The organism is Pseudarthrobacter chlorophenolicus A6, assembly GCF_000022025.1.
Lineage (GTDB): Bacteria > Actinomycetota > Actinomycetes > Actinomycetales > Micrococcaceae > Arthrobacter > Arthrobacter chlorophenolicus.
This window is the reverse complement of record NC_011886.1, coordinates 830,753-851,126: the sequence shown is the minus strand read 5'-3', so window position 1 is coordinate 851,126 and position 20,374 is coordinate 830,753. Positions and strand designations below refer to the sequence as shown.

15 protein-coding genes are annotated in these 20,374 nt (G+C 65.3%); 1 reads left to right on the top strand and 14 read right to left on the bottom strand.

Annotated elements, in window-relative coordinates; all coding sequences use genetic code 11:
• Window positions 1-78: 78 nt before the first annotated feature.
• From ACHL_RS03960 to ACHL_RS03895, 14 genes are all read right to left on the bottom strand, one after another.
• A complete protein-coding gene (locus tag ACHL_RS03960) occupies window positions 79-2,358 on the bottom strand; it encodes a gluconokinase, GntK/IdnK-type (RefSeq protein ID WP_015936011.1) in 2,280 nt (759 codons plus the stop codon).
• A gap of 29 nt (window positions 2,359-2,387) precedes the next feature.
• Window positions 2,388-3,617 carry a D-mannonate dehydratase ManD gene (manD, locus tag ACHL_RS03955; protein WP_015936010.1) on the bottom strand — a complete coding sequence of 410 codons (1,230 nt, stop codon included), beginning with the start codon at window positions 3,615-3,617 and terminating at the stop codon, window positions 2,388-2,390.
• Between the two features lie 114 nt (window positions 3,618-3,731).
• A complete protein-coding gene (gene uidB / locus ACHL_RS03950; protein ID WP_015936009.1) occupies window positions 3,732-5,141 on the bottom strand; it encodes a glucuronide transporter in 1,410 nt (469 codons plus the stop codon).
• 269 nt (window positions 5,142-5,410) lie between these two features.
• Window positions 5,411-6,871, bottom strand: a complete 1,461-nt coding sequence (locus ACHL_RS03945; RefSeq protein WP_015936008.1) for a mannitol dehydrogenase family protein — start codon at window positions 6,869-6,871, stop codon at window positions 5,411-5,413.
• Window positions 6,868-8,292: a glucuronate isomerase gene (gene uxaC / locus ACHL_RS03940; protein ID WP_015936007.1), complete on the bottom strand. Its 1,425-nt coding sequence runs from the start codon at window positions 8,290-8,292 to the stop codon at window positions 6,868-6,870. The genes ACHL_RS03945 and uxaC overlap by 4 nt, the downstream gene beginning before the upstream one ends.
• A gap of 73 nt (window positions 8,293-8,365) precedes the next feature.
• On the bottom strand, window positions 8,366-9,436 hold the full coding sequence (locus ACHL_RS03935; protein WP_015936006.1) for a LacI family DNA-binding transcriptional regulator: 1,071 nt from the start codon (window positions 9,434-9,436) through the stop codon (window positions 8,366-8,368).
• A 144-nt stretch (window positions 9,437-9,580) separates the two neighbouring features.
• Window positions 9,581-10,747, bottom strand: a complete 1,167-nt coding sequence (locus ACHL_RS03930; RefSeq protein WP_015936005.1) for a Gfo/Idh/MocA family protein — start codon at window positions 10,745-10,747, stop codon at window positions 9,581-9,583.
• A gap of 49 nt (window positions 10,748-10,796) precedes the next feature.
• Window positions 10,797-11,633 carry a sugar phosphate isomerase/epimerase family protein gene (locus ACHL_RS03925; RefSeq protein ID WP_015936004.1) on the bottom strand — a complete coding sequence of 279 codons (837 nt, stop codon included), beginning with the start codon at window positions 11,631-11,633 and terminating at the stop codon, window positions 10,797-10,799.
• Window positions 11,634-11,716: 83 nt separating this feature from the next.
• A complete protein-coding gene (locus ACHL_RS03920) occupies window positions 11,717-12,604 on the bottom strand; it encodes an ATP-binding cassette domain-containing protein (RefSeq protein WP_015936003.1) in 888 nt (295 codons plus the stop codon).
• Window positions 12,601-14,517 carry a dipeptide/oligopeptide/nickel ABC transporter permease/ATP-binding protein gene (locus ACHL_RS03915; protein WP_015936002.1) on the bottom strand — a complete coding sequence of 639 codons (1,917 nt, stop codon included), beginning with the start codon at window positions 14,515-14,517 and terminating at the stop codon, window positions 12,601-12,603. The genes ACHL_RS03920 and ACHL_RS03915 overlap by 4 nt, the downstream gene beginning before the upstream one ends.
• On the bottom strand, window positions 14,514-15,455 hold the full coding sequence (locus ACHL_RS03910) for an ABC transporter permease (RefSeq protein ID WP_015936001.1): 942 nt from the start codon (window positions 15,453-15,455) through the stop codon (window positions 14,514-14,516). The genes ACHL_RS03915 and ACHL_RS03910 overlap by 4 nt, the downstream gene beginning before the upstream one ends.
• Window positions 15,456-15,461: 6 nt before the next feature.
• Entirely contained in the window at window positions 15,462-16,997 is a 1,536-nt protein-coding gene (locus tag ACHL_RS03905) for an ABC transporter substrate-binding protein (RefSeq protein ID WP_015936000.1), read from the bottom strand.
• Window positions 16,998-17,249: 252 nt separating this feature from the next.
• Window positions 17,250-18,257 carry a Gfo/Idh/MocA family protein gene (locus ACHL_RS03900; protein ID WP_015935999.1) on the bottom strand — a complete coding sequence of 336 codons (1,008 nt, stop codon included), beginning with the start codon at window positions 18,255-18,257 and terminating at the stop codon, window positions 17,250-17,252.
• Between the two features lie 38 nt (window positions 18,258-18,295).
• Window positions 18,296-19,186, bottom strand: coding sequence for a sugar phosphate isomerase/epimerase family protein (locus tag ACHL_RS03895; RefSeq protein WP_081434794.1), 891 nt, complete (start codon window positions 19,184-19,186; stop codon window positions 18,296-18,298).
• Between the two features lie 158 nt (window positions 19,187-19,344).
• Between ACHL_RS03895 and ACHL_RS03890 the strand changes: the two genes are divergently transcribed.
• Window positions 19,345-20,364, top strand: coding sequence for a LacI family DNA-binding transcriptional regulator (locus ACHL_RS03890; protein WP_015935997.1), 1,020 nt, complete (start codon window positions 19,345-19,347; stop codon window positions 20,362-20,364).
• The last annotated feature ends 10 nt before the right edge of the window (window positions 20,365-20,374 follow it).

Below are 20,374 nucleotides of genomic sequence, written 5' to 3'. Positions count from 1 at the left end.
GCCCGGCCAGCGCTCCCCCAACAAAAGCGCCGGACGCAGGGGATCTCCCCGCGCCCGGCGCCCTCAGCCCGGCGGCTGTTACAGCCGGGTGTCGAAGGAATCGCAGAACACGTTCTCGTTGAACGTGCCCTGGAATTCAGACTTGCCCTGGATCTTCGCCACGGCAGCCCGGATGGCCTCCCGTGAACCGGCGTGGGCGTGGATGGCGGTCTTCACCATCGGCACGTCAATCAGGTGGTTCGGCTGGTTCAACGAGACAAACACCGTGGGGACCTCCGTGGCGTACCAGGGAATTTCGGCCGCCATCGGTGAGGACCACTTGATCCTGATGGCTGCCTCCTGCGCGAAGCCCTTGACGTTGGCGAACACGAACGCGGCGTCATACCGCTCCGCGTAGTCGGCAGTCGCTTCCTCGGCCAGCACCGACATGAAGTTCACGCCGGTCTCCCCCGCGGCCTCGCGCTGCTCGGCTGTCCGGAACACAGACACCTCGAAGCCCGCGGCAACAAGCTCTTCCTTCACCGTTTCCAGGTACGCCAGCGGATCGGCACGCGTGAAGTCCGCCCCGCCGGAGATGCCGTAGAGCCGGATCCGCGGATGCGTTTCCGGTGTGATGGGCAGGTTACCGGCAGTGTCCTTGACCAGGGTGACGGTCTTGTCCGCCACCTCGGCGGCAATGGCACGGTGCGCATCCGATCCAATCACGGACAGCGCATCAACCGGCGGGACCAGTTCGTCCAGGGACTTCCGGTGCAGCCCCAGTGAGGCCTTCAGCCCGAGGATCCGCCGCAGGGCATCGTGCAGCCGCTGTTCGGTGATGACGCCGGACTTGTAGCCGTCCAGCATGAACTGGAAGTCCTCGGCCGGGTTGCGGAAGAACAGGAACATGTCGCAGCCGGCCGCGATGGTTGCCGGCACCAGGTCCTTACGCTTCTGCGCCTGCGTGAGGCCCACCATCAGGGATGCATCGGTGAGCACCAGGCCGTTGAAGCCGAGCTCGCCGCGCAGCAGGTCCTGCAGCAGTTCCGGCGCCAGCGTCGCAGGCAGGATGTCGGCGTCGGGCAGCCCCGGACGGAAGTGCCGGGAAACCTCCGGCGCTCCAATGTGGCCCACCATGATGGACTGCACGCCATGCCCGATCAGCTCGCGGTACACATGCCCGTACGTCCGGTCCCATTCCGCGTAGGAGAAGGTGTTGTAGGACGTGACCACGTGCTGGTCGCGCTCGTCAACGCCGTCGCCCGGGAAGTGCTTCATGGCGCAGACGGTGGGAGATTCGCTGATGCCGTCGAAGTACTCCTTCGCCCGTTCCACCACGATCTCCGGGGTGTTGCCGAACGAGCGCGTGGAGATGACCGTGTTCCGCCAGTTGTAGTGGATGTCCACGATCGGGGCGAACGCCCAGTTGCAGCCCAGGGCCGCAGTTTCGACGCCGGCCACCTGGCCCATCTGGCGCGCAATGTTCTTGTCCGGGTGGGAGCCTGCCTGGAGGTGTGTGGAGACGAACGTGCCGTCGTCGCAACTTCCGGCCCCGCCCATCTCCGGGTTGGAGGCGATCAGCAGCGGCACCCGGGACTTCGACTGCGCATACCGGATGTGCTCCTGCACGGCGGCGGACGGCCCCGGCCGGTAGCGCATTCCGCCCACGTGGTAGTTCTCCAGCACGCCGTCGAGGTATTCGGGCGAGTAGCCGTTGTTGTGGTTGATGAACAGCTGCCCGATCTTTTCCTCGAGCGTCATGGAACTGATGGTCTCTTCCACCCAGGCCAGCGCACCGCCGTCGAGATTGAACGGAGCGGCGGAAAGGTCGACGTCGAAATGCCGCGGGCGGGTGCCCACGGCACCTTCGTCCGAGGGTACGACGGCGGCAATATTGGCCAGTGCCGACGCCACCACTTCGTCCACGGGCACGGCGATGTCGACGACGAACCCGGCTTCGTCCGCTTCGAGCGGTTCCAGCGTGGCGAGTTGGGAGTCCAGCAGGGCGGGCGGCATAAAGTGCCCGGTCCGCCCTTCGGTGCGGGCCTTCAGGACGTCCTTGCTGCCGTGCAGGTGCAGGAAGACAGTGTCCGGCGCCTGCTTGCGGATGGCGTCGCGGTAGCTGCGGCGGAGAGCGGAGCAGGCTAGGACCAGTCCCCCGTTTCCGGCGTTGGCCAGCTCGGAACCGACGGTGGCGAGCCAGGGCCAGCGGTCCTCGTCCGTCAGCGGGGTCCCGGCGGCCATCTTGGCCACGTTCTCCACAGGGTGGAGGGAATCGCCGTCGAGGAACGGGACGCCCAGCTCGCGGGCCACGAGATCGCCGATGGTGGTCTTTCCGCAACCGGAAACACCCATGACAACGATGCGGTGCTTTGTCATTGCTGCTGCCTTACCAGTGGTGCCCGCGCTCACCAGTCATGCACCGTGCCGTCAACCAGGCGGTTGTACGGCAGGTAGGCCTGCTGGTACGGGAAGGCCGCGGCGGCTTCCTCGTTGAACTCGACGCCGATACCGGGCTCGTCGCCGGGGTGCAGATAGCCGTCCTTGAAAGTCATGGACTGGTGGAAGACCTCATTGGTCTTGTCCGAGTGCTGCATGTATTCCTGGATGCCGTAGTTGTGGATGGCCAGGCCCACGTGCAGCTGCGCGGCGAAGCCCACCGGGGAGATATCGGTGGGGCCGTGGAAGCCGGACTTGATCTGGTACTGGGCGGCGAAGTCCATGACCTTTTTCAGCGGGGAGATACCGCCGAAGTGGGTGGAGGCTGCGCGGACGTAGTCGATCAGCTGTTCTTTGATGATGGTCTGGTAGTCGTACACGGTGTTGAAGATTTCACCGATGGCCAGCGGCGTGGTGGTGTGCTGGCGGACCAGGCGCAGGGCCTCCTGGTTCTCGGCCGGGGTGCAGTCCTCAAGCCAGAACAGGTCATACGGTTCCAGCGCCTTGCCCAGCTTCGCGGCCTGGATGGGTGTCATCCGGTGATGGCCGTCGTGCAACAGCGGGATCTCCGGGCCGAACTCATTCCGCACAGCCTCGAAAACACTGGGCAGGTGGCGCAGGTACGCGCGGGTGTCCCAGTCCTCCTCCACGGGGAACGCGCCGCGGCCGGCGGGCTCGTAGTCGTACCGTTCACCCGAGGCCTGTGCCTGGGCGGCGACGCCGTAGACGGCCTTGATGCCGGGGACGGCGGTCTGGATCCGGATGGACTTGTAGCCCAGCTCCAGGTGCTCACGCACGGAATCAAACAGGGACGGAATGTCCGCACCCGAGGCGTGGCCGTAAGCGCGCAGCCCGTTCCGGGACGCACCGCCCAAGAGCTGGTAGACCGGCATGCCGGCCACCTTTCCCTTGATGTCCCACAAAGCCATGTCGACGGCGGCGATGGCCGCCATGGTCACCGGGCCCCGGCGCCAGTACGAGGACCGGTACAGGAACTGCCAGGTGTCCTCGATCCGGTGCGGATCCTTGCCGATCAGCAACTGGGCAACATGTTCCTTCAGGTACGCAGCGACGGCAAGTTCACGGCCGTTCAGGGTGGCATCACCAATACCGGTCACACCGTCCTCGGTGGTGATCCGGAGAGTGACGAAGTTACGCGACGGGCTGGTGACGAAGACGTCGGCGGCAATGATTTTCACAGCTGGTCCTTTCGAGCGGGGCTGGGCTGGTCTACGGACTGGGTTTCGGAGGGCCGGGTTTGGTGGACCCGGTTCAGCAAACTGGTGCTGGTGGGCTGGTGCGGGGTATCGGATCTAGCTGGTATGAGCTGCAGATGCGGAAGTGGTGGAGGCAGCAGCCTGGGGCGCGGAAGCTGCGTCCGGACCGGCTTCAGCCTCCGCTCGGCGGGCCGTGATGTCGCGGATGATGCCTGCGTGCATGTCATCGGTGAGTTTGTAGCGGGACATCACCAGCACGGCCAGGATTGTCAGGACCGCAGGAATGGCGCCTGCGGCTACCTGGATCCCGAACGCAGCCTCGGCTGTTTGGACAGCACCGGACTTGTAGCCTCCCAGGGCCAGGGCGTAGGCCGCGAGGGCGCCGCCCACCGCCTGCCCGGTCTTGCGGGTGAAGGAGAAGAGCGCGTAGGTGATGCCCTCGGTGCGGACACCGGTCTTCCATTCGCCGTACTCCACGGTGTCCGCTTCCAGGGCCCACACCACGATATTGACGGCCATCACGCCCACCAGGCTGACGATGAGCCCGCCGAAGCCGATCCACGTTTGGCTCGGCGGCGCTGCGAAGATGATGATTCCGCCAACAACCGAGACCAGCGACGCGTAGATGTAGACGTTCTTCTTGCCGATGGTGCGGACCAGTCGCGGCATGATGGCCGCCAGCACGAAGGTGAGGACCAGCTGTGCGATGGACAGCACCGGGTAGAGGTCCAGCCGGCCGAGCACGTCGCGAAGGTAGTACAGCTGGACCGAGGTAAGTGCCAGGTAGCCGGTGAGGAAGAGGAACGAGCTCAGGCACAGCATCATGAGCGGCTTGTTGCCCTTGAGTGTGTCCACGCTCTGCTTGAAGGAAACGTTGGGGACTGAACGGTGGACGCGTTCCTTGGCCGTGAAGACAGTGAAGAAGTAGAGGGCCGCACCAATCACCACGAACGCCAGGGTGATTCCGGTGAAGGTAGCCTGCAGGTTTGCACCGGGCTTGATCAGCGGTGCTACGAAGATACCCAGCGACGAGCCCACCAGCGCCGCCCCGATCATGCGGGCGGAGCCGAGCTTGGCCCGCTCCCCCGGATCCTGGGTCATGGCGCCGGCCAACGAGCCGTAGGGGATGTTCACCAAGCTGTAGGCCAGGCCCAGCGCTGCGTAGGTGACGTAAGCATAGAGGAGCGTTCCGGTTTCGCCGATCTGCGGGACTGAGAACGTGGCAACGCTGAGCAGGAGCAGCGGGATGGAACCGAACATGATGAACGGACGGAACTTGCCGAAGCGCTTGCTGAAGGTCCTGTCCACGATGCGTCCGGCGAAGACATCGGCGAACGCATCGAAGATCCTGACGGCCAGCAGCAGCGTGCCGGCGGCTGCCGCAGAAATCCCTGCCACGTCCGTGTAGTAGACCAGCAGGAACATGGTGGCAGTGGTGAATGCCAGGTTGTTGGCGGCATCGCCGGCGCCATAGCCGACGATGCTGAGCCTGTTCAGCTTCTTCACGAGGGGCTCCTTTACCCACTGCCGCGAGGCAGCACATTGATTAAGTCTGGTTGTAATCCTAGTCACTTGGCAAGACAATGGCAAGCGGTTGCCAACAGTTTCGGCCCTGCAGAATTTCGTTGCAGGAGAGGGAATCTCCGGGTGAGCGCTGACCGCTCCTGATGCACCCGGGAAGCACACGAAAATGCCCGGGCGCGAGGGGCGTCCGGGCAGTTCCGCGGGTAAGCGGGCGGGGCGGCCGACGAGCCGGGGGGCAGGCCGAGGGAGGCCTACGCCCCCTGGCGGGCAAAGCCTCCGGCCAGTCCGTCCACCAGTTCCACTACGGCGTCATCCTGTGAAAGCGGGACGCTGAGCAGTGCGAGCAGGGCGCGCACGCGGTCAGCTCCGGCCAGCGCGCATGCCGCCTCGATGCCATCGGACAGCGGGTCCTGGACGGTCCGGCCGCGGCCTGTTGCGTCGATGCAGAAGGCAACCCACGCCGCGATCATGGCGGCCGCGCCCGCACCGGACCTGCCGCCGTCGCGCTCTGCCGTGAGGACCGGAACGGCACGCATCCGCAGTTTGGTACTGCCGTCCAGGGCGATCTGGGTGAGGTGGTGCGCGATCCGCGCATTGCGGAACCGCGCCAGGAGCTGCTCCCGGTAGGCCGGAACCTGCAGGTCCGCACCGTGCGCTGCCGCTCCCGTAAGGTTGGCCTCCGCTTCGTTCCAGAAACGCTCGACGGCGGCCAGGCACACCGGGTCTGCCAGGGCTTCGGCAACCGTTGCGTGGCCCCGGAGCTGGCCCGCGTAGGCCAGCAGGGAATGGGCACCGTTCAGCAACCACAGTTTGCGGTTCTCGTAGGGTTCAATGTCGTCCACGAAGACGGCCCCCGCGTCCTCCCAGCGCGGCCGGCCGGCCGGGAAGTCGCCACTGAGGACCCAGTTGCGGAACGGCTCGGCCACCACCGGCGAGTTATCGAAGTAGCCGCACGCGGCTTTAACGGACTCGACGTCGGCGTCCGTGGTCCGCGGGGTAATGCGGTCCACGGAGGTGCTGACGAAGCTGATGTTTTCCACTATCCAGGCGGCGAGCTCCGGGTTCCACGCCTCCGCCATGCCCACCACCGCGGTGCTGGCCACGGTGCCGTTGTTGGAGAGGTTGTCGCAGCACACAACGGCGAGTGGTCCGGCGCCGGCAGCCTTGCGGGCGGCCAGGGCATGGACCAGTCGGCCCACCGGGGTGGCCGGCCTGCCGTCGGTTCCGGCCGAGAGTTCCTGGAGGTCTGCGGCGACGCCCTGCGCTTTCCGGTCAAACTGACCGTCTGCCCCGAGCCCGTAGGCGGCCTCGGTGATGGTCAGCGTGACCACGGCAGTGCCGGCGGCGGCGATCAGGGCGGTGAGGCGGCCGGCGTCGGCCCCGTCCACCGCCTCGACGATGCTGCTCACCACCTCGAAGGTGTCACCGGCGTCCCCGCGCTCAACCACCGTGTACAGGCCGTCCTGTCCGGACAGGGCTTCAGCCGCGTCAGGTCGGCGTCCGGTGAACGCTGCAATCCCCCACTGGGCGGCATCTCCGGCGTGCTGCGTGTACCAGGCCTGGTGCGAGCGGTGGAAGGCACCAAGTCCCAGGTGGACGATCCGGACAGGCGCTTTGGCGGCGGGCCGCAGCGTCCGGGAAAGTTGCGGGACGGCAGGTGCCGCGGCCTCGGAAACCGGTGTGCCGGCGTCGGCGGTTCTTGCGATGGTCACAGTTTGAAGACCCTTCGTGGGGACCCGTCAACGATGTCGACGATGAGTTCGTGGGCACGCTCCTCCGTAACCCGGTGCTCGGCCACCAGCCGGGCCAGGAAGGAGGCCTCAATCCGGCGCGAGGCGTCATGCCGGGCGGGAATGGAGCAGAAGGCGCGCGTGTCGTCGATGAAACCGGACGAACGCGAGAACCCGGCAGTCTCGGTGACGGCGGAACGGAAGCGGAGCATGGCGTCCGGTGCATCGAGGAACCACCACGGAGCGCCCAGGAACACGGAGGGGTAGAACCCGGCCAGCGGCGCCAGTTCGCGGGAGAAGACCGTCTCGTCCATGGTGAACAGCACCAGGTGGAAGTCCTTGGCCGCACCGAAGTCCTGCAGCAGCGGCCGGACCGCCTCGGTGTAGTCGATGGCAAACGGGATGTCGTGGCCGCTGTCCGCACCGTAAGTGTTGAAGGTGGGTTCGTGATGGTTGCGGAAGGACCCGGGGTGGATGGTCATCACCAGCCCGTCCTCAACGGACATCCGGGCCATCTGGTACATCATGTGCGCTTCGAAATCTTCGCGGTCCTGCGCCGTGGCCTTGCCGGAGCGGGCCGTGTCGAAGAGGCGGGCGGCTTCCGAATCGCTGAGCTTGAGCGTGCGCGGCGTACGGACACCGTGGTCCGCCGAGACGGCGCCGTTGTCCACGAAATAGCGGCGGCGGTTTTCGAGGGCGGTGATGTACGCGCCGTAGCCCGTGCCGCCGTCGCCCGCTGCGGCGATGAGGCGCTCCACGTTGTCCTGCCACTGCGGGTGCGCAATGTTCAGGTACTGGTCCGGCCGGAACGTTGGCAGGACGCGGCCGTGGAAGGACGGATCGGCGGCAATGGCCTGGTGGCTGGACAGGCTGTCCAGCGGGTCATCGGTGGTGGCCAGCACCTCGATGTTGAAGTCCTTGAAGAGCTCGCGCGGGCGGAAGCCGGGTTCCTGCAGGCGGGCGGAGATGGCGTCGTAGCTGGCATCCGGGTTCCCGGCGTCCGGCTCTTCCCGGAGGCCGAAGACGCTCTGGAACTGGGTCCGCAGCCAATAACCGGAGGCCGTGCCTTCGAAGAGGGGCCAGGCCTTGCAGAACTCACGCCACACGGTGCGGGCATCCGGCACCGCATTGGGGTCTCCCTTGGCGCCCGTCTGGGGACGCAGCAGGTCCTGGTCCACACCGCTGGCATGGATCAGGCGCGTGACGTAATGGTCCGGACTGACCAGCAGCGCTGCCGGGTCAGGAAAGGCGGTGTTGTGCTCGATGACGGCGGCGTCAACGTGGCCATGGGGGGAAATGATGGGCAGGTCCTGCACACGTTCCAGCAGGCTGCGGGCGATGCTCCGCGTTCCGGGGTCAGCGGGCAGGAGCCGGTCGGGATGGGAGGCAATGGACTGTGACATAGATCAATGATCGTTTTGGCAACCTGCTTTTGTCAACCGGTTGCCAAAAATTGCCATTCCTTGGCGTGGCGCGTCAGGCGGGATGGTCCGCCACCAGCAGCCGGCCGCTGGAACCACGCAGGACCAGCTCGGTTTCCACCTGCAGCGCCGGTGACACTTCCTCGGCGCCGTGCAGCACCTCCATCAGCAGCGTTGCCGCCTCGGTGCCGCAGGCCGTCATCGGTGACCTGATGGTGGTGAGGGCAGGGGTGGTGAAGTCCGCGCCGAAAATGTCATCGAAGCCCACAATGCTGATCCGGTCCGGAACCTGCATGCCGGCGGCCTGCAGCTCCTGCATCAGGCCGATGGCCAGGAGGTCGTTGTAGGTCATCACCGCCGTGGCACCGCTGGCGACGACGTCGCGCGCAACCTGCCTGCCGCCGTCGACCGTTGGCTTGGGCGACGGAAGCTGGACGCACTCCAGGTGGGACCACTCACAGGCAGCCTTGACGCCCTCCCAGCGGCGGGCGGTCATCCAGGACTGCGGCGGCCCGGCCACGTAGGCGACCTTCCGGTGGCCGTTGGCGGCAAGGTTCCGCACGGCCTCACCAATGCCCTTGTTCACGTCCGGCACCACCGAAGGAACACCGTCCACCTGGCGGTTGATCACCACCACCGGCTTCTCCCGGGCCAGTTCGCGGATGTGGTTGTCGTCCATGCGGGGGCTCGCCAGGATGAGGCCGTCCACAGTGGCGAGCATGCGGCGCGCCGCCGTCAGTTCGGTGTCCGCGGATTCGGCGGACTCGGCGAGCATCAACGTGTAATCCCGGGCAGTGGCCGTGGACTCGGCCCCGCGGATAATGCCGAAGAAGGTGGGGTTGGTGATGTCAGCGACGATCAATGCCAGGGTGTTGGTGCGGCCAGTGGGCAGGGCCCGTGCGAAGGGGTTGACGCGGTACTCGAGCTGGGCGGCGGCGTCCTCGATCAGCTTCTGGGTCTTGGCGCTGACGCGGCCCGGCTTGCTGAGGGCGCGGGAAACCGTGGAGGGGTTCACTCCGGCCAGCTTGGCGATGTCGTAGATGGTGGCGCTCGATTTGCCGCTGCGGACCGGCTTCCGGGCTTCGGCGGATGAATCGGAAAGGTCCTGTGTCCTGGATTCGCTCACTGCCCCATCCTAATCGGGCTTGGCAACAGGAAACCGGCTGGTTGCCATGAGTGTCCGCGGCAACGTCCCGCCCAACCAGTAGCAGCAGATGTCGTTATGGCAGCCCAAAACGACATTAACTGCTACCCAGTTGGGGAGGGGACGTCAGCTCCGTTCGGGGAACTGGCCTTCTGCGGCAATCCGCTTGTTGAGTTCGGCCAGGAACACGTCCTCGTCGAAGTCCAGGCCCACTTCGGTACCCGTCCAGCTGGAGAGGTGGATGGCGTTGGCCAGTCGGACGCCGTTGATGCCGTCCGAGCCCGGCGCCAGCAGCGGGGTGCCATCCAGGATGTTGGCGGCGAAGTTCTCCAGGACTCCGGCGTGCTGGCCGCCCCATACGGACTCGAACTCAATGGTTTCGGTGGTGTAGTACTCCTCGGGCTTGAGCTGGCCCATGAAGAGCTTACGGACGTCGTCCATGCCCATGCCGTCGCTGAGTTCCCGCTCCGGCTTATTCAGGCGCGTGACGGTGGCGGTCTTTGAGCCTTCGACGACGATCTTGCCCTGGTCGCCCAGGATCTCGAAGCGGTCTGTGCCGGTGAGATCGTGCGTGGCCGTGACGAAGACACCGGTGGCGCCGTCGCCGTAGTCCACCATGGCGGTGACCTCGTCCTCGACGGCGATGTCCCGGCGGAAACCGTAGGCCACCTTGGCGTAGACGGACTTGGGCACGCCGCAGATCCACTGCCACAGGTCCAGCTGGTGCGGGGCCTGGTTGACCAGGACACCGCCTCCTTCGCCGCCCCAGGTAGCCCGCCAGGCACTGGAGTTGTAGTAGCCCTGCGGACGCCACCAGGTGGTGATGATCCAGTTGGTCCGGCGGATGGCGCCGATCTCGCCGTTGTCCACAATTTCCTTGATCTTGCGGTACAGCGGGTTGTTGCGCTGGTTGAACATGATGGCGAAGGAGAGTTCCGGCTTGGACGCCGCAAATTCATTCAGTTCCTTGACCTGCTTGGTGTAGACGCCGGCGGGCTTTTCCACCAGGGCGTGGACGTTCCGCTGCAGTGCCGCGATGCCCATCTCGGGGTGGAGGTAGTGCGGGACGCAGGTGACGACGGCGTCCACGTCACCGCTGTCGAGCAGGGCGATGTAGTCGTCGTGGAAGGGGACGTCGGGGTAGGTCGCCGCGGCGAGTTCCTTCTTGGCTGGGTCAGTGTCGCAGATGGCGGCGATTTCCATGTTCGGCACCAGTCCGTCGGTGATGAACTTCGCGTAGGCGCCGCCCTGCTGGCCCAGGCCGATGATGCCGAGGCGTACTTTCTTGCTCACTGTGTTTCCTTACTTCTGTGGTTGGTCCGGTGGTTGAGCCTGTCGAAACCTAGAAAAGGTCCGCGTGGCCCATGGCGGCAAGGTTGTCGTAGGAGGTCTGCAGGGCGTCCCACACGGTGCGGCCGTAGAGTTCGTCCTGTTCCACCAGCAGGTACTGGGCACCGGCTTCGACGGCGGCGGGAACGATCGAGGGGAAGTCCAGGTTGCCCTCGCCCACTTCGGCGAACTGGACCACGTTCTTGAATTCGGCCATGAAGCCGGGGAAATCGCCCTTCTCCAGTAGCCCGAACGACGATTCCGGCATCTGCCCGATCCGGTAGTCCTTCAAGTGCACCATGGCCGTGCGTCCGGCGTACTTCTCGAGCGTCCGGACCGGGTCAAGGCCGCCGCGCTGAACCCAGTGGACGTCGATTTCCATGCCCATGGCCGGGGAGTTGTCCGCGATGATGTCCAGCATGTATTTGCCGTCAAACTTCGCGAACTCGATGTGGTGGTTGTGGTAGTACAGGCTGATGCCGTGTTCCTGGAGCCGTTCCGCATACCCGTTGGCCTGCTTGGCGAAGTCCACCACGGCGTCGAGTGACTTCATGGCGGGGAAGGGCAGCATCCCGATCCGCAGCAGGGAGGAGTCCAGCCGCTTGGCGTCGTCCACGATCTTGTCGAAATTCTCCGCCAGTGATTCCACCGGCATGCCCTTCCGTCCTTCAACGTTGACCGAGAGGGCGGCGATGTCCATGCCGAGTTCGCTGCGGGAGCGGTCCAGTTCGGCCACGTTCTCCGGTGTCATGGGGATCTGCGAGATCTCCACGGCGTTGTAGCCGATCGCACTGACCTTGCGCAGCGTCTCGAACGCTCCGATCTCGGCGAAGCTGTCCTTAAGCATCATGGCTTGTACGCCTATTTTGGCCACGTCATTCCTCCGTTGTTCCGGCCTGCTGAGGCCTTGGGTCTTAGCTGTGGGCTGCGGCTTCAGGCCGCAGCCCCGGCCTGTTCGGTCTGTTGGCGCTGCTGTTCCAGCAGGCGGTGCCTGTCAGCACGGCGCTGTTCCTGCCGGTCCGGGTCCGGCACTGGGGATGCCAGCAGCAGCCGCTGGGTGTAGGGGTGTTCGGGGTTCCGGGTCACGGTTTCGGCCGGACCCTGTTCCACGATTTCGCCACGGAACATGACGGCCACCCGGTGGCTGATGTGCCGGACCACGTCCAGGTCGTGGGAGACGAAAAGGTAGGAGACGCCCGTGTCCTTTTGGATCTGCAGGAACAGGTCCAGCACGCGCGCCTGCGTGGAGAGGTCGAGGGCGCTGACCGGTTCGTCGCAGACAATCAGTTTGGGTGACAGGGCCAGTGCGCGGGCGATGGCGACGCGCTGCCGCTGGCCGCCGCTGAATTCGCGGGGCAGGCGGTGGACTGCGTCCGACGGCAATCCCACCTGGTCCAGCAGTTCCTTGACGCGTTTCCTGGCGGTTTCCTTGTCCAGTCCCTGAACCGCGAGGGGCTCGGCGAGGATGTCGCCGATCTCCAGGGCCGGGTTGAGGGAGGTATACGGATCCTGGAAGACCACCTGCAGGTCCCGGCTCAGTGTCCTGCGTTCCCGGCGGGAGGCGTTGCTGATGTCGTTGCCTTCGAAGATGACCTTGCCCTGGGTTACCGGTGCCAGTCCCAGGACGGCGCGTCCCAAAGTGGTCTTTCCGGAGCCGGACTCCCCCACCAGGCCAAGGGTTTCACCCTGCCCGATGGTGATGTTAATGTCCGTCAGGGCGCGGAACGGCTTGGCGCGGAACTTCTTGCTGGGGTATTCCACCACCAGGTTTTCAACGGAGAGCAGCGGTGGGGTGTGCTGGGAAGCGGCAGGGGTACTCACGCGACCGGCTCCTTTTCTGCAGTTGCATGGCGGGCTGTTTCACGGTGGGCCACCGGCCCTTCCGGCGGGGAGACGAGCATGGTCATCGGTTCCTTGCCCTCGAGCATGGAACCCAGCAGCGTCTGCGTGTACTTTTCCTTCGGGTTGCGGAGGATTTCGCGGACGGTGCCCTCTTCCACCAGCCGGCCGTTCTGCATCACCGCAACACGGTCACACAAGTCGGCGACGACGCCGAAGTTGTGGGTCACCAGGACCACACCGATGTTCAGCCGCTGCTGGAGTTCGCGGAGCAGGTCCAGCACATCTGCCTGCACCGTCACGTCCAGTGCGGTGGTGGGCTCGTCAGCGATGACCAGGTCCGGTTCGCAGCTGATGGCACCGGCGATCAGCACGCGCTGGGCCATACCGCCGGAAACTTCGTGGGGATACGCGTCGAACGTGCGCTCCGGGTTGACGATTCCGACGTCGGTGAGCAGCTTGAGCGCGCGGGTGCGGGCCTCTGCCTTGGAGATTCCCAGCACCCGGACCATGGGCGTTACCAGCTGGTAGCCGATGGTGAAGGCCGGATCCAGGTTGCTCATGGGTTCCTGCGGAATGTAGGAGATCCGCTTCCCGCGCAGCTTGGTGAGCCGCTCCTGGCTGACCTTTTCGTCCCCCGGGGCAACCGTGTAGTTGCCGTCGAACTGGATGGAACCGCCCACAATGCGGGCGTTGTCCGGGAGCAGTCCCAGGATGGAGAACGCTGTTTGGGACTTGCCCGATCCGGACTCCCCCACAATGCCCAGGATCTCACCGCGGTCAACGTGGAAGGAGACGTCGTCCACCACCTTCTTGATGGAACCGTCCGCCTGCGGGTAACCGACGCCCAGGTTGGTCACCTTGACCAGGTGGTGCTCGGTTCCGCTCTCGACGGCGACGACAGACTTCCGTGACTGGCGCGCCCTGGCGGGTTCCGCCGTCATGCGTTCCGTTGTACCGGAGGTCGCGGAAACCGAAGCGCGCTTCCTGCGGTGCTTGATCTTCTCGCCGTCCTCGAGTGCATCACGGAGGGCGTTGCCGAGCAGGACGAGTCCACCGATGGTCAGGGCCATGGCCAGGGCCGGCCAGAGCAGCAGGGTGGGGGTCAGGTAGACGTTCTTGAACCCTTCCGAGAGCATGACGCCCCAGGTTGCCTTGGTGGGGTCGCCGAGGCCCAGGAACTCCAGGCCCGACTGGATGGCGATGGCCACGCCGGCGATCGCCGCGGTCTGGATGATGATGGGGGCGCGGACCACCGAGAAGATGTGACGGGCAATGATGCTCAGGTCGGAGAGGCCGGAGACCCGGGCAGCGTCAACGTACAGCTCGTTCCGCACGGACTGTACCGCCGCCCGGGTGAGCCTGAAGTAGGACGGGCTGATGAGAATGCCGAACGCAATCATTGAGATCCACACGGACGGGCCGAACGCCGCACGGATGGTGAGCAGCACGATCAGCCCGGGAAGGCTCATGAGGATGCTGACAATCCAGTTGGAAACAGCTTCGAACTTACCAGCGTAGTAGCCGGCAATCAGGCCGGCGGGCAGGCCGATGGCGATGGCGACGCCCGCGCACAGCAGGGCCGACAGCAGCGTCAGCTGTGCCCCGAACAGCAGCCGGCTCCAGTTATCGCGGCCGGCGCTGTCAGTGCCGAGGATGTTCACCCCGTCCGGGGCCGCCAGGGTTTTGGAGATGTTGGCGAAGTTCTCCTCGAACGGTGCAAGGACCGGCGCGAAGATGGCCAGTAAGGCAATCGTGGAAAGGATCACCAGGGAAGCGATGCCCAGCGGGTTCTTCAGGAGGCGGCGGGTCACGGTGGAACGGACCACGGTGCCGCTTTGGCCTTTGCCGGGCACAGGTGCGGCAACAGCCGCCGTTTCTACGGAATCACTCATGACACACGCACTTTCGGGTTAAGCCAACCGTTGAGGATGTCCACCAGGAGGTTCACCACGATGACCACCACGACGGTGTACATCACCACGCCCATCACGACGGGAAGATCGGTCTGGTTGGTGGCGGCGACGGCCAGGGGGCCCATGCCGGGAAGAGCGAAGATCTGCTCGATGATGACCACGCCGCCGAGCATGCCGATCAGCTGCAGGCTCAGCACGGTGAGTCCGGCAGGGGCCGCGCTGCGCAGCACATGCTTGAACAGGATCTCCTGCTCGCCGATCCCCCGGCTCCGGAGGGTGCGGACGTAGTCGCGTTCAAGCTGTTTGATGACGGCGCTGCGGATCTGCTGGGCGCCGCCGGTGACCCCGTTGATCAGCAGCGCGATGACGGGGAGGGTCATGGACACAACCCAGGCTTCCGGCCCCACCTCGGGAGAGATGGTGCTGGTGGCCGGGAACATGCCCAGCTGGATGGCCAGGAAGGTAACCAGCAGGACGCCAATGACAAACCCGGGAATGGAGTCGCCAATGATCGCACCTACCTGGACCACCCTGTCCACCCAGCCGCGCTTGACGGCGGCCGCCACACCAATGAGTGCTGCGCAGATGGCGATCAGGATCATTGCCGCGAAAACCATGGTCATGGTTACCGGGATGCGGGTGGCCAGGGAATTGGCCACCGGTTCGTTGGTGAACCACGAGGCTCCAAGGTTCCCGCTGACAGCATCGCCCAGCCAGGCGAAGTAGCGGACGAACAGGGGCTGGTCGAGGCCCAGTTCGTGTTCCTTCGCGGCGACCTGCTCAGGTGTGGCCTGGTCGCCCAGGATGTTCTGGGCAATGCTGCCACTGGCTGTGTACAGCAGGGTGAAGGTGAGCACCGAGACGACGAACAGCACCATCACCCCGCTGCCGAGCCTCTTGGCAATGAACTTGATCATGGCGTCCTACTTGGCAGGCGAGTAGTTGTAGATGGAGGGGACGGCCTGCTGCGCCTGCGGTACCACGTTGACTTTGTCGTTGTGGTAGTACATCTGGTTCACACGGAACAGCGGCGCGAACCAGGCCTGCTCCACTACGTACTTATTGACTTCCTTGGCTTCTTCGCCGGCGGCATCCCCAGCGGTGCGAACAGCCTTGATCTTGTCTTCCAGTTCAGGAGTCGTCGTCTTGAACGGGTTGTACAGGGCCTTGGTGGAAACGATCTGGTCGATGGCCACCGTGGGCTCGCCCTGGAAGAGGTTGAAGTACATGGCGCTGTACTTTTGGGCCGCGACGTCCGCCGTGAAGGTGTTGGTGATGGCGGCACCGGGGTTCAGGGTGATGCCGACGTCCGCGAGCTGCTGCTTGAGCACGGAGATCAGGGTTTCGGCGCCGGGAAGCGTGGGAACGTCGATGCTGACCTTGCCTTCGAAGCCCGACTCCTTCAGCAGCTGCTTGGCCTTCTCCGGATCGTAGCTGTAGTAGTTCTCCAGCTCTTCGGACCATGCCCCGCTGTCCTTGCCGAACGGCTGCGACGTCGGCGTCCCCTGGCCCAGCATCACCTGGTCCAGGATGGTCTTGCGGTCGAACGCGTAGTTGATGGCCTGGCGGACCTTCACGTCGGCCAGCGCCGGGTTCTTCGCACCGTCGCGGTCCAGCAGGAGCAGGCCGGCCCAGTCCACCTGGTTGGCCTCCAGCTTCATCTTGGCGCCCTCGGCCTGCTTGCCGTTCTTGGGATCCAGGAGGGTGGCGTCGATCTGGCCGGAAACCAGCGCGTTCGTGCGTGCGGTGGGGTCCAGGAGGATCTTGAGCGTCAGCTTCTTGTACTTCTGCAGGTCCTTGTTCCAGTACCCCTCGCGGGCATTGAAGACGGTCTGGGAATCCTTGACCGAAGCCGCCTTGTCCATGACGTACGGACCTGAGCCGACAGGCTCCGTCTTGATGGCGTCTGTGCCCAGCGCCTTGGGGCTGCCCATCAGGCCGGCCGCCTGGCTGAGGAAGAACTCCAGCGCCGGTTCCGGTGCGCTCAAGTTGATGTCGACGGTGTCCGCGTCCACCACGGCGACGTCGGAAACGGTGCTGAGCTGCGCCATCTGCGGACCGTTGGCCTTCTTGAAGTGGTCCAGGTTGGCCTTGGCGGCTTCGGCGTCGAACTTTGCCCCGTCACTGAAGGTGACGTCCGTCCGGAGGTCCACGGTCAGCTTGGTGCGGGCGTCGTTGTACTTCCATGCCGTGGCAAGCATGGGGCTGAGCTTGCCGTCAGGCTCGCGAAGAATCAGCGAATCGTAGGCCGCCTGATACGGCTGCAGCGCGTGGCCCACGTGGGCCTGGGCCGGATCCCACGAGGTCAAGTCACGCAGGGTTCCCAGCGTGAGTGCCGTGACCGTGGTGCCGCCGGCATTCGCCCCCGCGCCGGCGTTGCCGCCGCCGCCGCAGGCAGTGAGGGCCAGTGAGGCACTCAGCATGAGGGCGGCCGCTGCCGCCTTGGGACCTAACTTCATTGTTGGCTCCTAGTGAGTCTTGCCTGATGCGAACGGTTTCCGGATCAGGGCGGGAGTGTGTTCTGGGACACATAGTTGTGGCTGTGGGATTTACAGTACGGTCTTTGATCGTTCTTGGCAACCGATTGTCAAAAGTTTCTGGATGTGTTGCCATTCCAGTTCCCGTAAAGCTTCCGCGAGGGAGGCGCGGGCGCGGAAAAGGCCGGAAACCCGCGGATTCCGGCCGGGCCCGGACTCGGTCCGGGGCAGAGCTCAGCTCACACGTTCCACTTGCTGGGGGTACGACTGGGCATAGATGTCCTTGACTACCTGAAGGGACTTCCCAGCCTCCGCCGGATTGATCCAGAACGGCCCCGGCTCCTCCAGCTTGGCGTAGAAGTCCCGGATCAGGAGCTCATGGGAGGCGCCCCAGTACGACCGCCTCCCTGACTCCGGAACAGGCTCGGATACGACCTCCACGGCGCCGTCCCCGTATGTGACGGTGAGGTCGCCACGCAGGCTGAGGAGGGCTTTCTCAGTGGTGATGTCCAGCGTCACCGGTGCATTCACGGCATTGCCCAAGGTGGCGTAGAAGACGCTGCGGGCTCCGTTCGCATGCTCGGCGGCAAACTCTGCGGTGTCTTCCACCTCGATAATCCCGGCCAAGGCACGCACCGACGCATGGCCTTCAACTTTTGCCACATCGCCCACCAGCCACTGCAGCAGGTCAACGGTGTGGATGGCCTGGTTCATCATCAGGCCACCTCCGCCTTCATCCCACGTGCCGCGCCATGGCCGGTCCCTGTAGTAATCGGCTGTCCGGTGCCACATCACGGTCGCCGACGCGCCCAGCACCCGGCCCAGCGTGCCACCGTCGAGCAGTTCCCGCATGGCCACCGACGTGGCGTTGTAACGGTTCTGGAAGCACACGCCGATTTTGGCCGTGCCCCGGGCTGCCGCCGCCACCAGCTTCCGCCCTTCTTCGAGGGTGTGGGCCAGCGGCTTCTCGACGATGACGTTGACACCGGCGTCCAGGCAGTCGATGGCAAGGGAAGCGTGCAGATGGTGCGGTGTGCAGATATGGACGACGTCGGGCCGCACTTTGCGCAGCAGCTCACGGTGGTCTGCGTACCCGGCAACCCCGTGGGCTGCTTCTGCTGCCGCCAGGCGGCCTGGGTGGGTGTCACAGACCGCCACCAGTTCGGCGTCCGGCATGCTGGCCAGCGCCGCGAAGTGGACGCTGGACACGTCTCCGCATCCAATAATTGCCGCTGTGGTCATGATCCTGCTCCTTCGAAGGATTTCGCGGTTGTCCCGGCTCAGGCGAGCCGGACACCGTGCTTGTCGGCGAGGACAGCGAAGGCCCGGGCCGCGATGCCGAATGCAACGGGGCCGGAGAAGCCGCCCAGTTCGTGGGCGCTGGCCAGGTGGGGTTCAAGGGACGCGAAACCGGTGAACCCGTCCGCCGCCAGGGCGGCCACGGTGGCGTCGAGTTCGCCGTCACCGTGGCCGGAGGGAACCACCTCGCCGGTGCTGAACAGCGCGTCCTTGACCTGGAAGTACTCAAGGTAGGGACGCAGCATGGCGTAGCCCCCGGTGTAGGGCTTCACGCCCACTTGGACGAAGTTGGCGTTGTCCCATGCGACGCGGAGCGCCGGGGAATTCACGGTTTCCATGATGTCCAGGACGCGTTCGGGGGTGTCGCCGTAGATGTCCTTTTCGTTTTCATGCAGGAGTACGACGCCGGCCGCCTCGGCTTCCGCCCCCAGGGCGGCCATGCGGACCATGACGTCGCCGCGGATGTCCTCGGCACTTTGGGCCTCGGCGCGGTAGAAGGAGAAGATCCGGACGTACCGGGCATCCAGGCCTTTGGCAACGGAGATGATCTGGCGCAGGCGCTCCACCTCGTGCTCCACGGGCAGGCTGATGTCCACCTTCCCGATGGGGCTGGCGACCGCCGAAACCTTCAGTCCGTGCCCGTCCAGGATGCCCTTGAGTTCGCGCACCTGCTCCGCCGTGAGTTCGGAGACGTTCGTTCCCCACGCGCTCCGGACCTCGATGTGGCTGGCACCGAGGGCCAGCAGCACTGCGGCCTGCACGTGCGGATCGGGATCGATTTCGTCGCCGAATCCGGACAGGGGCCAGGTTGCAGTTTCGCTCACGGTTTCTCCTTGGTGCGGGCATGCCGGTACGTCATTGGCGGCAGGCATGCCGTGGCTGGTATCACGTCTCCCCGATAACATTAGCTGCGTTGCAATCCACTGACAACCGGTTGCCATCATGTGCGATCCGTGACATCCTAGGGCTTTCGGCGCAGTGTCTCCGGTCACAACCGCGCTCCCGCCAAGTCCGTTCAGAGAGGAACGCCATGGCACTGCAACCAGTCTCGGTGAGCCGCCCCGCCACCATCCACGACATTGCCGCCCTGTGCGGCGTGGCTCCCTCCACGGTGTCCCGGGCCCTGTCCACCCCGGACCGCGTCAATGTCCGGACCCGCGAGCGCATCCAGGCGGCCGCCGTCGAGCTCAACTACACGCCGAATTCCCAGGCGAAGGCCCTGAGTTCCGGAAAGACCGGCGCGGTTGGAGTGCTGGTACCGGACATCACCAACCCCTTCTACTTCGACCTCATCCGAGGAACCCAGCTCCAGCTCAAAGCGGCGGGCTACACGCAGCTCCTGGTGGATACCGAAGAGTCGGACGAGGTGGAAGCCAGCGCCATCCAGCAACTCCGTAAAAGTGCCGACGGGCTGATCGTAGGTGCTTCACGGCTGACGGATGAGGCCCTGTTGGCAGCCTCCGCGGCCATGCCTTTGGTGGCCATCAACCGGGATGTGCCTGACGTTCCAGCAGTCATCATTGATACCCCCGCGGCCACCGGCCAGGCCCTTGACCACCTGATCTCGCTCGGCCATACGAAGGTGGCGTACGTGTCCGGGCCAGTCTCCTCGCAGTCGAATGCCCGCCGGTGGGATGCCTTGTCCCTGGCCGGCGGGGAGCGCGGCATCGAGGTGGTTAAGCTTGGCCCGTTCGCGCCCAAGACCCAGTCCGGCGCGGCAGCGGCGGACACGGCGGTCCACAGCGGTGCAACCGCCTGCATAGTCTTCAACGACCTGATCGCCATCGGCATGCTCCAGCGGCTCCGGGAGCGGGGTGTGCGGGTGCCTGAGGACATGAGCATCGTGGGCTGCGACGACATTTTCGGCGCCGACTTCTGCAACCCGCCCCTGACCACCATGTCCTTCCCCATTGAGCAGGCGGGCCGGGTGGCAGTGACCATGCTGCTGGCTCAGCTGGATCCCCTCCGCAGCGGCGGCACCCGCTCCCGCTCAGTGATGCCCACGCACCTGACGGTGCGCGGCTCGACGGCTGCAGCGCCGTCCGCCTGAGGACAGCCTG

Excerpts from the sequence above, each read along its gene's own strand:
- ACHL_RS03960 (WP_015936011.1), bottom strand. The coding sequence starts at position 2,358 with ATGACAAAGCACCGCATCGTTGTCATGGGTGTTTCCGGTTGCGGAAAG.
- uxaC (WP_015936007.1), bottom strand. The coding sequence starts at position 8,292 with ATGTCACAGTCCATTGCCTCCCATCCCGACCGGCTCCTGCCCGCTGAC.
- ACHL_RS03925 (WP_015936004.1), bottom strand. The coding sequence starts at position 11,633 with ATGATGCTTAAGGACAGCTTCGCCGAGATCGGAGCGTTCGAGACGCTG.
- ACHL_RS03915 (WP_015936002.1), bottom strand. The coding sequence starts at position 14,517 with ATGAGTGATTCCGTAGAAACGGCGGCTGTTGCCGCACCTGTGCCCGGC.
- ACHL_RS03910 (WP_015936001.1), bottom strand. The coding sequence starts at position 15,455 with ATGATCAAGTTCATTGCCAAGAGGCTCGGCAGCGGGGTGATGGTGCTG.
- ACHL_RS03905 (WP_015936000.1), bottom strand. The coding sequence starts at position 16,997 with ATGAAGTTAGGTCCCAAGGCGGCAGCGGCCGCCCTCATGCTGAGTGCC.
- ACHL_RS03900 (WP_015935999.1), bottom strand. The coding sequence starts at position 18,257 with ATGACCACAGCGGCAATTATTGGATGCGGAGACGTGTCCAGCGTCCAC.
- ACHL_RS03895 (WP_081434794.1), bottom strand. The coding sequence starts at position 19,186 with ATGCCTGCCGCCAATGACGTACCGGCATGCCCGCACCAAGGAGAAACC.
- ACHL_RS03890 (WP_015935997.1), top strand. The coding sequence starts at position 19,345 with ATGGCACTGCAACCAGTCTCGGTGAGCCGCCCCGCCACCATCCACGAC.